Origin of the sequence: Fibrobacter sp. HC4 (assembly GCF_023373925.1) — a bacterium.
In the GTDB taxonomy this organism is placed as follows: domain Bacteria; phylum Fibrobacterota; class Fibrobacteria; order Fibrobacterales; family Fibrobacteraceae; genus Fibrobacter.
This window is the reverse complement of record NZ_JALCZV010000010.1, coordinates 57403-70317: the sequence shown is the minus strand read 5'-3', so window position 1 is coordinate 70317 and position 12915 is coordinate 57403. Positions and strand designations below refer to the sequence as shown.

Genomic DNA, 12915 nt, shown 5'->3' with positions numbered 1-12915 from the left:
CCCCATTATGTCATGGATCGAATCTAGAAAGTGCTCTGCGGCGGAAGCTGCCGAAATGATCAAGGATGGGGACGTTCTTGGCGTGTCCGGTTTTACCTTGGCGGGTTACCCTAAGGTGGTGCCGACCGCTCTTGCCGAACGTGCCGAAAGACTCCACGCCAATGGCGAGCCTTTCAAGATTACGCTGTTCTCTGGCGCATCGACCGGCGATAGCTGCGATGGTGCGCTGGCCCGCGCCGATGCGGTCAGTTTCCGCATGCCGTACCAGTCCAATCCGGCGCTGCGCAAGGCGATTAATGGCGGTTCCATCAAGTATATTGACGCACACCTTGGAAAGATGGGCTACTGGATCCGTACCGGTGCGCTGCCCCGCCCCACGGTAGCTATTGTGGAGGTGACCTGTATTCTTCCCGATGGTCGTGTATGCCTTTCTACGTCTGGCGGTAATTCCGTAACGTACCTGGAAATGGCAGACCGTGTTATCCTGGAACTGAATACCCGCTTTGGCGATGCTTGCGTGGGCATTCACGACGTGGCACTTCCGGATTTGCCGCCCCATGCCAAGTCCCTGGCTATCGATGCGCCCGGTGATCGCGTGGGCGAGGCCTTTGCCTGCGTCAATCCCGAGAAGGTGGTGGCCATTGTAGAACAGTCCCGCTTCGACGAAGTGACTCCCTTTGTGGAGCCCGATGAAATTTCCCGCAACATTGGCGAACGCATCCTGGACTTTGTCCGCTTTGAGGAAAAGCGTGGCCGACTCCTGAAGGGGCTTGCTTACCAGAGTGGCGTAGGCAAGGTGGCTAACGCTGTTCTTTCTGCCATGGCGGCGGATGATCGCCTGAGCAAGATTGACCTTTATACCGAAGTGATTCAGGAAGCGGTTCTTCCGCTGCTGAAGAATGGTAAGCTGGGGATTGCTTCCGGAACGGCTCTTACTTTGTCTGAAAGCACCCAGAAGGAATTCGTCGCCAATGCCGAGGAATGGAAAAAGCATCTGGTGATCCGTCAGCAGGAAGTGAGCAACAGCCCCGATGTTATCAAGCGCATCGGCGTTATCTCCATGAATACCGCCCTTGAAGTCGATATCTTCGGCAACGTGAACAGTTCCCTGGTGGCAGGCTCCGCCATGATGAACGGTATCGGCGGTTCCGCTGATTTTGCCCGCAACTGTCTGCTTGGATTTTTCATGACGCCCTCTGTGGCCAAGAATGGAACCATCAGTTCCGTGGTGCCTTATGTGAGCCATGTGGACCACCCCGATCACGATACCATGATTTTCGTGACGGAGCAGGGCTTGGCTGACCTTCGTGGCCTCCCCGCCGAAGAACGTGCCCGCCTGATTATCAAGAATTGCGCCCATCCCAATTTCAAGGAACCTCTGACCGATTTCCTGGAATTCAGCCTGAAGCATGCCAAGGGCGTGCATGTGCCGCTGGCTCTTTCCCGGGCTTTCGAAATGCACGAGAAATTCCTGGAAACGGGAAGCATGCTCTAAATTTGCTGTTTTTGCCAAATTAGCACGTTTTTTTGACAGCGGATGTAATCATTGTAAGTAAAAATTGATTTGGAAACATTGGGCTCACTTTTTTATATTAGGCCTGATGTATCGTTTGGCTTTTTTGATTTTTCTGTCTGCTTTGTTCGTTGCCTGCGGCGACGATTCCTCGAATTTTACCCCGTCCGGAAACGATGATGAAATTCCGAATTCCGCAGATTCCCAGAATGGTAGTAGCGGATCCCAGAGTGAAGTTTCTGGCAATAGTTCCATTGGGGAAGTGGTTCCGGGGCCCGTGATTAGCGATGATCCCCCTGTAGAAGATTCCACCGTGGTCTCCGATTCCGATGACCTGCCTAAGTGTACTTCGGAAAATCAGGGTGAAGCGATGATGGTCGCTTCCGAGAATGCAATCTATTTCTGCTATGAAGGCGAATGGGTTACTGGCGTTGTGGAAGACATTGGCGTTTCTTGCGAAAACGGTTCTCTGATTGCGGGCATGCGGATGCCTCTGGATACGGTGTCTTCCATGTTCGGTTATGATACTGTTTCTGGCGAGTTCGTCTACCGCCGTCAGGATGTTTCTGTGGTTGGCATCGCCGAAAAGGGTCCCTTCCGTTTTGGTACCTCGGTGAAGGTGGTGGAACTGGATAGCATAAACCGTATGGCCGATTCCGACCGTATACATGAAACTTGCGTTGTTACTGCCGACGGTTCCTATGGCTTCGATGCCTTTGACGTGGTTTCCCCCTATGTTCGAGTGGAGGCCGAAGGCTATTATAAAAACGAACTGACTGGTGGCCTGTCTTCGGAATTGATTAAGCTGAGGAACGTTACCGACCTTACGGAACGTGATTCCGTAAACGTGAACATCCTGACTCATATCGATGCCGTCGTGGTGATGAAGCTTGCGGAACAGGGTGGTTTCAATACGCCGATCCGTATGCTCAAGGAACAGTCCCTAAAGAAGGTGCTTTACGCTTTCGGCATCAAGATTGAAGGGTTCAATGACGACCTCTTTATGCAGGGCCAGGGTGGTATGTTCGGCCCGGGCACTTCTGCAGTTTCGAAGATTTCCGACGAAGTCAACCTGTTTGACGGAGACGAATTCAGTGCCGCTCTCTTGGCTGTATCCGTAATGCTGCAGCGTCATGGTTCTGGCCAGGAAATGCTCCTGTTTGCAGATTCCATTGCCCAGAAAGTCGCCAATACCGGAAACTGGGACGACTGGACTTCCAGGGCTCATTTGGCTGACTGGCTTATGTCTCTTGACATTAATGGTGACTTTGAAAAAATCCGTAAGAACGTGGCTAGCTGGAAGCTGGGGGATGTTCCCGATTTCGAAAAGCACTTGCGCAATTTCTGGACAAAGGAATTGAAGTTCCCCGAATGCAATGCGTCTACTGACGGAATGGTGTCTCATATTTCTGAAAGTCAGAGCTCTCTTTTTGGCTGTGATTACAGGGATACTACCAAGACCAAGCTCCGCTTTACCTGCGATGCTGAATTGGGCCGCTGGCGTGCCGCTACCGATATCGAAAAGGATACGGTGGGGCTGGGAGCCGATACCTCCAAGTACGATGGCGCCATTCGCCCCGGTGTGATCAACAAGGACAAGAATTACATCTATGAAACTTCTACCGGAAAATGGCGTGTTGCTACCAGCAACGATATCATGGATTTCTCTGACGTGGCCGATGTGTACCGCAATCTGGGTGCAGGCGAGTCCGTGGTGTTTGTACTCCGTCATGCAGAACGTACCAATGAAACTGGCTCCAAGGGGCATCTGACCGATAACGGCAAGGCTCAGGCTAAGAGTGTCGGTGCCAAGTTTAGTGGCGTCGGCAGGATTTACTTTGCCTATTCCGGTTACACCCGCACCCTGGAAACCTGCGAAGGAATTGCCGATGGGGCTGGGCAGGGTAGCATTAACCCCGATGTTCTTGATGGCCTCGATGGGGAATGGTATGTGAAGTCTGGCGACCCCTCCATTATCGAGTTGTCTAGCTGGGCTTATAGGGGCGTGCCTGCCGGAAACTTCTACGACCTGGAAGACCGCACCAAGGAACTGGTGTCCGATTACATTCTGGCCAACCGCAGCAAGTTGCAGAAGGTCAACTTCTACATTTCCCATGACAGGATGGTCTTGCCCCTTGCGGTTTACGCTTCCCAGAAGAAGGTGGACCTGCGTTACTTCGATGAGCAGGGTAATCGAAACTGGGTGAACTTCCTGGCAGGTGCCGCAATCATTTTTGACAATGCAGGCAACGTCCGTTACGTTCCTGTCCGCGGTCTGGAATCGGGAGTCATGAAGCTCTAGTCCCGGATTTTATAGGACGGTTTACGTCTGATGTAAAGAAATGTTTATCAATGAGCGCCTGGTAAAAAAGGGCGCTTTTTTAGTCTAAAAATTTCCCCCTCATTTGCCCTTATCTTTAACCTTTAACCTTTTCGCTTTCCGCTAATTAATTAAATTTCCATCGTTGATTTTTATCAAAATGTTCACCTAAAAGAATGGATAAAATCCAATATGAATGAAACGCAAGAAATCACTGCAGAATCCCAGGTAGCTCCCGCTGCCGAAGAAGCTGTAGTTGCAACACCGGCTGCAAAGGCTAAGGGACGTTTCGACGAGCAGATCGCCTTGATGTCTCCTACTGATGCCGCTAAGGTTCAGGCTCAGCTTGACCTGACTCCTGGTGCCGATTCCGCCGTCTTCGAAATTGTCGAAGCTCATGGTGGTGGATTCCAGGTGCTCTACAAGACTTACGATCAGTCTGTGACCGCCCGTAACGCCCTCAAGGCTAAGGACGATGCATCTGCAAAGGTGCTCCCCATTGCCAAGGCTACTTTGGGCAAGGAATATTGCAATGGCGACGTTGTCGAAGGCGTCTGCCAGGGCGAAAAGGAAACCTTCACTATTGGCAAGCTGGCTGAATTCCAGGCTACTGGCCTTATCGTAGTGATGGCTGTTATTATCGGCCTCTGCCTGCTCTGCTACTTGATGAACTTCATCATGGCAAAGCTTGGCCTCAACGTGGACAAGGCTCCTGCACCCGCAGTCAAGCCCGTCGCCGCTGCTCCTGCTGCCGCTCCCGCTGCAGCCCCTGCCGCCGTTGCACCCCGTACCATTGGCCCCGCTCACTGCGACTGGGATCCCAATGCCAAGAGCGTTCATCCGGGTATGACCAACAAGCAGCTCCAGGCTTTCCTGTCTATCGCTGCTATTGCCGCCCTCGAAGAACATCCGGGCCTTACCAACGACGAACTGGTGGTGATCATGACCGCAGCTGCAACTCAGGTCCTGGGTCAGCCCTGCCGCGTCACCGCTTACAAGAATGTTAACTCCCCTGCTTGGACCATTGTCTAAGATCTAGGAACAACCTTTAAAAATTCAACAGGCTATAAAGCCAGGAAAAAGAAAAATGAAGAAGACCGTACGTATCAGTTTCGAAGGCAAGAGCTACGATGTAGAAGTTGAAGTTCTTGATTCCAATGTTGCCGTTGCTCCCGCTGCCGCTCCGGCTGCTGCTCCCGCACCGGTTGCCGCTCCTGCTCCCGCTGCTGCACCTGCTGTCGCTGGTGGCACCGAAGTCAAGAGCCCCCTCGCTGGTTCTGTGTTCAAGCTGAAGGTCAAGGTTGGCGACAAGGTCGAAGCTAACCAGGAAGTTGCAATCATCGAAGCTCTCAAGATGGAAAACCCGGTTGTCGCTCCTTGCGCAGGTACCGTGAACTCTGTTTCCGTTAAGGAAACCGACACCGTCGTTGATGGCCAGACTCTCCTCACCATCGCTTAATTTAGCCTACTGAGGTACATATAAATGAGTTCAATCCTTAACTCCGTTGTCCAGTTCGCTGGCGACACTGGCTTTGCCTACATCACGCCGTCCATGATCGTGATGTGGATTGTCAGTTTCGTCCTGATGTACTTGGCAATCGTGAAAAAGTTCGAACCGCTGCTGCTCTTGCCGATCGCACTGGGCGCTCTTGCGGTGAACGTCCCCACCAAGGGATTCTATGATGGTGGCTGGAGCATCGAGGGCATGTTTGTCCCGACTGAAGGCCTCTATTACTACATCAGCCAGGGTATCCACCTGGAACTCTTCCCGCCCATCATCTTCCTGGGCGTGGGTGCCATGACTGACTTTGGACCGCTGATTGCAAATCCGCGTACCCTCCTCCTGGGTGGTGGTGCTCAGTTTGGCGTCTTCGCAACCATGTTCTGCGCCGTTGCTTTCGGTGGCTTTACTCTGGGCGAAGCAGCTTCCATCGGTATTATCGGTGGTGCTGACGGTCCGACCTCTATCTTTACCGCCAACAAGCTGGCTAAGCACCTCATCGGCCCCATCGCCGTGGCTGCTTACACCTACATGGCTCTGGTGCCGCTGATTCAGCCGCCCATCATGCGCCTCATGACCAACGATGCAGAACGCAAGATCCGCATGAAGTCTCTCCGCAAGGTCTCCAAGGCCGAACGTATTGCCTTCGCCGTCATGGTTATGATCGTCTGCATCCTGGTTGTGCCCGATGCATCTGCACTGATCATCATGCTTATGCTTGGTAACATCTTCAAGGAATCTGGCGTTGTTGATCGTCTCGTCAAGACCGGTCAGAACGAACTCATGAACATCGTGACCATCTTCCTTGGTACTTCTGTAGGCCTCACCATGTCTGCCGACATCTTCCTGCGCCCCCAGACCCTCATGATCATCGCTATGGGCGTGGTTGCCTTCGGCTTCTCTACTGCAGCTGGTCTCTTCCTCGCAAAGATCATGAACAAACTTTCTCCCAAGAATCCGGTGAACCCGCTCATTGGTTCCGCAGGCGTTTCTGCAGTTCCCATGGCTGCCCGCGTTTCTCAGGTTGAAGGTGCCAAGTACGATCCGCAGAACTTCCTGCTGATGCACGCTATGGGCCCCAACGTGGCTGGCGTGATCGGTACCGCAGTTTGCGCTGGTTACATGATTAGCCGCTTGAGCTAAGTCATCCTGGAGCTGTCATCCTGGAGCGTAGCGATAGGATCAGACAGGATCAGATAGGATCCAAGAAGACCTCGGTGATGAACCGAGGTCTTCTTTTTTTTGTACAATGTCATTTTCTGCCACTTGCTCCAATTTATATGTGTTTGTATATTAGAAGGACAAGTCAATATGGAACTCACAACTGTAGCAATCAAGGTCCCGGAATCAATGCATGATTTCATCACGGAAAACCAGTGCCGTGACGAGTTGGTGCGTAATGCCTTGATTTTATACCCTTACATTAAAGATTTGACTATTTCCCACGGCCGTGCTGCTGAAATTTTAGGAATACCAAAGGAAAGGCTAATTGCTCTCTATGGAGATATGGGAATTCCGTATATCGATGGTGATGCGAATATGCTGAACGAAGAATTGGCGACCTACGATGCAGTGCGGAGGAAAGGGTAATGCTCGTTGTATCCGATACCACTCCGTTAATATCTTTCCTGAAAATCAATCGCTTGGATATGTTGCAGCAGTTGTTTGAAACTGTTGTTATACCGCATGCCGTTTATCGCGAATTGACCTGCAATGAAGACTTCGTTGACGAAATTCAGCAGATAAGGGAAAAGTCTTTTATTCTTGTGGATGAATCTATTGCTGTGGATGCTGTAAACCAGTTGCAATTGGAAACGGGACTTGAATATGTGGATGTAAAAAATCGTGGAATAGCCTAGTTGGGGCTAACTCCATGGGCAGTCAATGGCCGCCATCTAAGAAAATCGCTGCGCCTGCGACGGATCAAAAGCCGCGTCCGCGAACGTTGGTAAGAATATACAAAAAACGAGGTTGCATAATTTGTCAGGAATGATTATTTTTTTTGTCTGTTAGGAATATAGGAGAATGATATGAAGACAATTGCGATGCTAATTGCAATGACGTTCCTTGTCGCAGCTTGCAATGATGAAGAACGTAAGGCATTGACCCATAACCATCCTGAAACCTCAAGAATTCAAGATTCGCAAATCCTGACGGGTCCGAATGAATTGCATCTCCAAAGACCGTTGGAAACGCAAGAGCGTTTTTTAAATGCTGCTCCTCCTAAGCCCATTACAAAAGGTGCCTACGATTTTAGCGAATGTAAGGAGAAGTATGGTTCCGGCACGAAGGAATTCCGTAAATGCGTTCAGGCGAAATATCCTAACATGAAATTCGTAGAGTAAAGGGCTGGAGTGGTGAAAAGATAATTTTGTTGGCTTGTTTGCTTTGGCTTAACACGTCGTTACTTGCTGATTGCATTGTTTATGAAAATAGAGCTTATGCAGAGAAGGCGGCAGAGACGTTTTGGAAACAAGTAGAGTGGAAACTTCAGTCGCTTTTTGATGCTCAAAATGCAATTGATTACAATGATAGCCAAGGCCATTTGAGCTATCCTAGTGTTCAGGATACTGTGAAAAAATACCACGATATGCAAATTGATAGGTGTAAGTTATGATGAAAATTCGATGTTTAGGATTGGTTTTTACCGTTCTTTTCTTTTCTCATGCGATTGCCGAAAACAAGAACGGGCAAGTTGCTGAATTTTGTGCGAAAATCGGAACTGATAACTCGTATGAATTGTATTTGCTGAAAAATATTAGAATTCCTACGGACTCAAACTGGATTATTCCGGATTCTGTTGAAGTGGGTTGTTCTGACTGGTACTACAATTACTTTGTTGATGCCCCAGAGGATGAGAAAATGGATTCTCTGCTTAGAATGGGTTTTCATGCTTGTTTTGGGGGGCTTAAAGATGTTAAGAAAAAAACTGAATCTTTGAAAACAGAGCTAGTCAAAGGTTCTTCCTGTCTTTGTTATTATCTAAAAAATGCTAAAAAATCGTTGAAACCGTATTATGGAAAAGAATTAAAGGGAACGTGGTTTGCGGAACTCTACAATACAGAAGTGAAACTCTCCTCGGATTTTATGGCTGTCATAGTGGGAGAGTGCTCTGTTGAGCCGGAAACATTTGAATTTTGTGTGGAATCTAGGTCTGCGGATATGTATGGTCTTCACTTGGTGAGAGAGGGGGTTATAGAACCATACGCTTCTGATATGGGAGAAATTTATAAAACTAAATTTGTTCTTGATGCTCCCTCAGATTCTTCTGGTGATTTTCAGGCGCGTATTGTTGAGTCCTTTGATGCGCCATCATTATCTGATACTTCTTGTAGAAATTTAAAAATGTCTGCAATGGAAATAAGTCCTGTTGATCGTGATAGACTGCATTTTCATTTGAAAGATGCGTTGAATTCAATTGTCCGGTATTATTGGAAGCCCTTTAAGGGCATGTGGGAATTTAAATCGAATGGGGGTTCTTGTTTGTATCGTAAATCTTTTGATGCGGTTATTGTTGGCCCGTGTGCTAAAAATAGGGTTGTTGCTGAGTATTGTTTTGATAACAAACGTCACAGCCTAACGTTAAAGAAGGAACTTGACTACATTCCTCGACATGCTTTTCAGTCTGAAGGAAAATGTATTTATTGTGATGATAGTGTTAAAAGAAGGATTATGACAAAGATTGATTATGGGAAAGGATATGTCTCTGTTAAGGACGGGGCATTTGAAAGAAAAGGTGATGATTATTTACCTAAGGAATGGTTTTATTTGCCGAATAACGTCAAAAATATGAAATCACTTAATGACAAAATCTTGCCTGCTAAATTAGTCTTAGAGATTCAGGATGGGAAAAAATTTTTCAGTGAATCCTATGATTTTAGTATTCGGGTGAGTGGCCCCTGCGAAGAATAAAACGGAAGCTGAACTTTAGAAGTCGTGCCGTGCTTTTTTGTTGTCATGCCGGGCGCGATCCGGCATCTCCTTTATTATTTCTGTATCGTATTTTTGCTTAGAAATTTTCACGATACAAAATTTTCTTAATTCTTGTTAAAAATTTTGATATTCTGTGTTGCGAAATATTGATTTTTCTTTGTAACAAGGTAAATTTGGGGTCAAGGGAAAGGAGGTTCCTTTGAAAAAAATCATAGAATACACGGATTATCGCAGGTACATCGCTGATTACTATGCGGATCGCAAGGCGCGAAAGTCCTTTACCTGGCGCGACTTTGCCAAGAGCGCGGGTTTTTCCTCGCCGGTTTACCTGAAGCTGGTTGCCGAGGGCAAGTACAACCTGAGCGAAGCCGCCGTTGAGCGAGTCGCAGAAGCCATGGGGCTCAGGGACTGGGAGGTGGATTACTTCAAGGTCCTGGTGGGCCTGAATCACGCCAAGGACAACGAATCCAGAAGGACTCTTTTCAATGAGATGCTCGGTATCGCTGCGGCCCACAAGGCGACCGTTGTAGAAGGGGATTCCTTCCGCTTCTTTAGCGACTGGAAGAATCCTGTAATCCGCGAATTGGCGCCTGCGATGCCTGGTGCGAAGCCCCTGGCCATGGCTCGCGCCTGCATATCAAAGATTACCGCAGCGGAAGTCTCCGAGACATTGGCTTTCTTGACAAAGGCCGGACTTCTCAAGAAGAACGCTGACGGCAGCTACACCCAAACGGAACAGTTCGTGACCACGGGCCCCATGGAGATAACTCCGTTGGCTGTTCGTGAATTGCATCATCAAATGGGTGAACTTGCCTTGGATACCATCGAGAATGTTCCCCAGAATCAGCGCCATTTTTCTGGGCTTACTATGGGTCTCTCTACGAAATCCTACAATCAGATTGTGAAGGAAATCGCAGAATTCAGAAAGAAGGTTGCGTCTATCGTTACTAGCGATGATACTGTGGAAAGAGTCTACCGATTGAATATGCAACTGTTCCCCATGACTCACGATGTCTCTGGAATTGATGCTGGTGCAAAAGAAATGGACGTGAAAAAATTTGGGAAAGAAGGTTAGGAGGATAACATGAAAAAGGGAATGATTAAACAACTGAGCGCAAGCTTGCTCACCGGTGCCACGATGTTTATGAGCTCCGCTTTCATGGCGGGTTGCTCCGAAAGTGGCGATGCGGTTGGCCACGGCGGAGTCGAAGAAGAAACAAGTATCGCCCAGGGAACTTTGCGATTGGCGGGATCTGTTCAGGTGATGGCTAAGATGGTCATTTCGGATTTGGAAAACTTCGGAAGCACTACAAAGGCCATTTCCTTTGAAGCTCATAATGTTGAATTCTGCGTTTTGGATTCTGCAACTTTTGCTGTTTCTGAGGAGTGCTTCCGTGCAACTGTGGGAGATCAAAGAAATTATGATTTGAAGCTTGATAATAAATCCTGGCGATACGGTTTAGTTACCGTAAATGGGAGCTGGCTTGATGAGCCTGTTAGTTACCGCGCCGTTGTTGATGCGAAAAAAAGCTTGGCGACAAATGTGAATATTCTAACTGAATGGGAATACTATTTGGCTGATAAGTTTGTGGCATCGGGCGCAAGTGTTGAAGATGCTTTGGCGCAGGCAAGGCGAAGCGTTCTAGACACTATGGGACTTGGAGAAGGTTATGATGATTTCGGGAAGATGAACCTCGCAGGTGCCTCGAAGTCTGATGCTGCCTTGGTTGCTGCAACCTTTGCATTGAAATTGCCTTCGGAAGAACAATCCATAGAGTATCTCGTCGATGTTGCCATGAGTGCAAAATTCTTTCACAGTGATCCGTTCTGGGAATGGCTGGGTGTAGATCGTCCTGACGAATCCTTCATGTCGCTGGCAGATAAATATATGTCGAATTTTGCTTCAGTGTTTTTAAATCTTGGACGCTGTGAAGGTGAAAACCTGGGACGCCTTATTCGATATAATGAATTTGATTTCGGCTTCCTTGATCGATCTGTGAAGGAGTTCGGCTATAGCTTGAAGTGTGAGGATGGCTTGTGGTTCTGGGTTGCGCCGGAATATGAACACCAGGTGGGGACTATGACGGATGCCCGTGATGGTCGGACTTATATGACAACGACATTCTCTATTGATGGAAAGAGTGTGACCTGGATGGCCGAAGATTTACAGTACAATGTATCTGGATCTCGTTGCTTTGGGGATGTTCCCGAGAATTGTGATTCATATGGACGTCTGTATTCTTGGCTGGATCTTATGGACTTGGATACAACAGGCTATATGGAAACTGCTGTTTATGAATCCGGTAAGCCGACCATTCAGCGCTTTAATTCCTTGGAAGAGTGTATGGAAAAGGAAATGACGGATGGAAACCTCGAATGGATTGGTCTGGACAGTACCGGCGCATACCTGGCATGCATGGATCAGCAGGTTCAGTACAGCAAGGTTCTTGAATCAATTGACCCGCGTAATCATCAGGGGATCTGCCCCGATGGCTGGCGAATTCCTTCGGTCAAGGATTGGAATGCTCTGTCTGAATTCCTGGGCGACAACATGGATGTAAAGCTGATGAAGGATGATGCTTGGCCTATTATGGTTGCGGCCGAAGAATCTGCTATCGGATTTATGTTTGCAAGGTCGATGGACGTTGTTGATTTTTCTGCCACCCCCAATGGCGCACAGCATGAAAAATATTTTGCAAGTATTCCTGGGGCTGATGAAGATAATCAGTTTGGTTTGAACGGAAATTATGTAGAAATTGATCGTGGCGCTCAGGCTGTAGATATCTATGGTGCTTTCGACCCTGGCTATTACAACCTGTTGTCTGTCCGTTGCATCAAGGCTGATTAAAATTGCTGGTTAGGAGGAAGGGGCTGTTTGCCCCGGGTTAGGAGAAGTCCCGCGGAGGAATCCGCGGGATTTTTCGTTTGGCAACAGTTTTGCATCTTTGCCGCTGTTAAAAAAAGACCCCGCTTTCGCGAGGTTGTTCCAGAGTTCGCAATCGCAACGCGATTGCCCAGGGGTTCGGGGGCGAAGCCCCTGAGTGATAAAAAGAAGCGCTGCTTTCGCAACGCTTCTTTTTTAAGGGTGGATGACCGGACTCGAACCGACAACATCCAGAATCACAATCTGGGACTCTAACCAATTGAGCTACATCCACCATGAATGTGGCCCAAATATAAAAAAGCTACCCCGAAATTCAAGGGTAGCTCCTAATTTTTTTTATAAAATCTGATTTTTTTGGCCCGCGGGCCCCAAAAAATTAGTCGTTCTTCATCTTGGCCATAATGCGCTGGAAATTGGCGCGCTTAAAGTCATTGCGGTGTTCTTCGCAGAAACGGGGGTAAATGTACTGCTTGGGGAACACGCGGATGCTAAAGGACTCGCCGCAGCCGTCGAGGCAGCACTTGAAGGTCAAGTCCATGGACTCGGTGTAGTTGTGGCGGAAGATGATGTTCTTGGATTCGATGTTTTCCACATCCTTCTTCTGCTTCTGGCGCTGCTTGATGTCGCGGTGCAATTCGCAGTACTTGGCGATCGGGTGACCCCAGAATTCGCGGCCGCAGCCGGGTTCCTGGCAGACTTTCAACTTGATGCGCTTCTTCTTTTTGTACTTGGGTAATTGCATAACAAACCTCGTTTAAGGGGAA

At 48.5% G+C, this 12915-nt stretch carries 13 protein-coding genes and 1 tRNA gene; 12 read left to right on the top strand and 2 right to left on the bottom strand.

Annotated elements, in window-relative coordinates; translation table 11 throughout:
- The first annotated feature begins 7 nt into the window (after positions 1-7).
- From MMG03_RS08135 to MMG03_RS08080, 12 genes are all read left to right on the top strand, one after another.
- Positions 8-1495: an acetyl-CoA hydrolase/transferase C-terminal domain-containing protein gene (locus tag MMG03_RS08135; protein WP_249506063.1), complete on the top strand. Its 1488-nt coding sequence runs from the start codon at positions 8-10 to the stop codon at positions 1493-1495.
- A 106-nt stretch (positions 1496-1601) separates the two neighbouring features.
- Positions 1602-3815 (top strand): histidine phosphatase family protein, encoded by a 2214-nt coding sequence (locus MMG03_RS08130; RefSeq protein ID WP_249506062.1) that lies wholly within the window; start codon positions 1602-1604, stop codon positions 3813-3815.
- Between the two features lie 210 nt (positions 3816-4025).
- Positions 4026-4865: a hypothetical protein gene (locus MMG03_RS08125; RefSeq protein ID WP_249506061.1), complete on the top strand. Its 840-nt coding sequence runs from the start codon at positions 4026-4028 to the stop codon at positions 4863-4865.
- 55 nt (positions 4866-4920) lie between these two features.
- Complete coding sequence (locus MMG03_RS08120; protein WP_073159797.1) at positions 4921-5292, top strand: acetyl-CoA carboxylase biotin carboxyl carrier protein subunit; 372 nt, start codon at positions 4921-4923, stop codon at positions 5290-5292.
- A gap of 24 nt (positions 5293-5316) precedes the next feature.
- A complete protein-coding gene (locus MMG03_RS08115; protein ID WP_249506060.1) occupies positions 5317-6477 on the top strand; it encodes a sodium ion-translocating decarboxylase subunit beta in 1161 nt (386 codons plus the stop codon).
- Between the two features lie 168 nt (positions 6478-6645).
- Complete coding sequence (locus MMG03_RS08110; protein WP_073235981.1) at positions 6646-6924, top strand: hypothetical protein; 279 nt, start codon at positions 6646-6648, stop codon at positions 6922-6924.
- On the top strand, positions 6924-7193 hold the full coding sequence (locus MMG03_RS08105; protein WP_073159803.1) for a hypothetical protein: 270 nt from the start codon (positions 6924-6926) through the stop codon (positions 7191-7193). The genes MMG03_RS08110 and MMG03_RS08105 overlap by 1 nt, the downstream gene beginning before the upstream one ends.
- Positions 7194-7364: 171 nt before the next feature.
- The gene (locus tag MMG03_RS08100; RefSeq protein ID WP_073159805.1) at positions 7365-7679 is read left to right on the top strand and encodes a hypothetical protein; all 315 of its coding nucleotides are present in this window, start codon (positions 7365-7367) and stop codon (positions 7677-7679) included.
- A gap of 38 nt (positions 7680-7717) precedes the next feature.
- Entirely contained in the window at positions 7718-7951 is a 234-nt protein-coding gene (locus MMG03_RS08095) for a hypothetical protein (RefSeq protein WP_249506059.1), read from the top strand.
- Positions 7948-9246, top strand: a complete 1299-nt coding sequence (locus tag MMG03_RS08090; protein ID WP_073159809.1) for a hypothetical protein — start codon at positions 7948-7950, stop codon at positions 9244-9246. Before MMG03_RS08095 ends, MMG03_RS08090 begins: the two co-directional genes overlap by 4 nt.
- Before the next feature lie 220 nt (positions 9247-9466).
- The gene (locus MMG03_RS08085) at positions 9467-10342 is read left to right on the top strand and encodes a TIGR02147 family protein (protein ID WP_249506058.1); all 876 of its coding nucleotides are present in this window, start codon (positions 9467-9469) and stop codon (positions 10340-10342) included.
- Positions 10343-10351: 9 nt separating this feature from the next.
- Positions 10352-12115: an FISUMP domain-containing protein gene (locus tag MMG03_RS08080; RefSeq protein WP_112132144.1), complete on the top strand. Its 1764-nt coding sequence runs from the start codon at positions 10352-10354 to the stop codon at positions 12113-12115.
- Positions 12116-12351: 236 nt separating this feature from the next.
- On the opposite strand, the gene MMG03_RS08075 is transcribed toward MMG03_RS08080, so the two are convergent.
- A tRNA-His gene (locus MMG03_RS08075) sits at positions 12352-12425 on the bottom strand.
- Positions 12426-12527: 102 nt separating this feature from the next.
- Complete coding sequence (locus MMG03_RS08070) at positions 12528-12893, bottom strand: hypothetical protein (RefSeq protein WP_073159815.1); 366 nt, start codon at positions 12891-12893, stop codon at positions 12528-12530.
- Positions 12894-12915: the final 22 nt, after the last annotated feature.

Bases quoted from the DNA above. Each gene is read 5' to 3' on its own strand.
- MMG03_RS08135 (WP_249506063.1), top strand. From the start codon at position 8: ATGTCATGGATCGAATCTAGAAAGTGCTCTGCGGCGGAAGCTGCCGAA.
- MMG03_RS08130 (WP_249506062.1), top strand. From the start codon at position 1,602: ATGTATCGTTTGGCTTTTTTGATTTTTCTGTCTGCTTTGTTCGTTGCC.
- MMG03_RS08125 (WP_249506061.1), top strand. From the start codon at position 4,026: ATGAATGAAACGCAAGAAATCACTGCAGAATCCCAGGTAGCTCCCGCT.
- MMG03_RS08120 (WP_073159797.1), top strand. From the start codon at position 4,921: ATGAAGAAGACCGTACGTATCAGTTTCGAAGGCAAGAGCTACGATGTA.
- MMG03_RS08115 (WP_249506060.1), top strand. From the start codon at position 5,317: ATGAGTTCAATCCTTAACTCCGTTGTCCAGTTCGCTGGCGACACTGGC.
- MMG03_RS08110 (WP_073235981.1), top strand. From the start codon at position 6,646: ATGGAACTCACAACTGTAGCAATCAAGGTCCCGGAATCAATGCATGAT.
- MMG03_RS08105 (WP_073159803.1), top strand. From the start codon at position 6,924: ATGCTCGTTGTATCCGATACCACTCCGTTAATATCTTTCCTGAAAATC.
- MMG03_RS08100 (WP_073159805.1), top strand. From the start codon at position 7,365: ATGAAGACAATTGCGATGCTAATTGCAATGACGTTCCTTGTCGCAGCT.
- MMG03_RS08090 (WP_073159809.1), top strand. From the start codon at position 7,948: ATGATGAAAATTCGATGTTTAGGATTGGTTTTTACCGTTCTTTTCTTT.
- MMG03_RS08080 (WP_112132144.1), top strand. From the start codon at position 10,352: ATGAAAAAGGGAATGATTAAACAACTGAGCGCAAGCTTGCTCACCGGT.
- MMG03_RS08070 (WP_073159815.1), bottom strand. From the start codon at position 12,893: ATGCAATTACCCAAGTACAAAAAGAAGAAGCGCATCAAGTTGAAAGTC.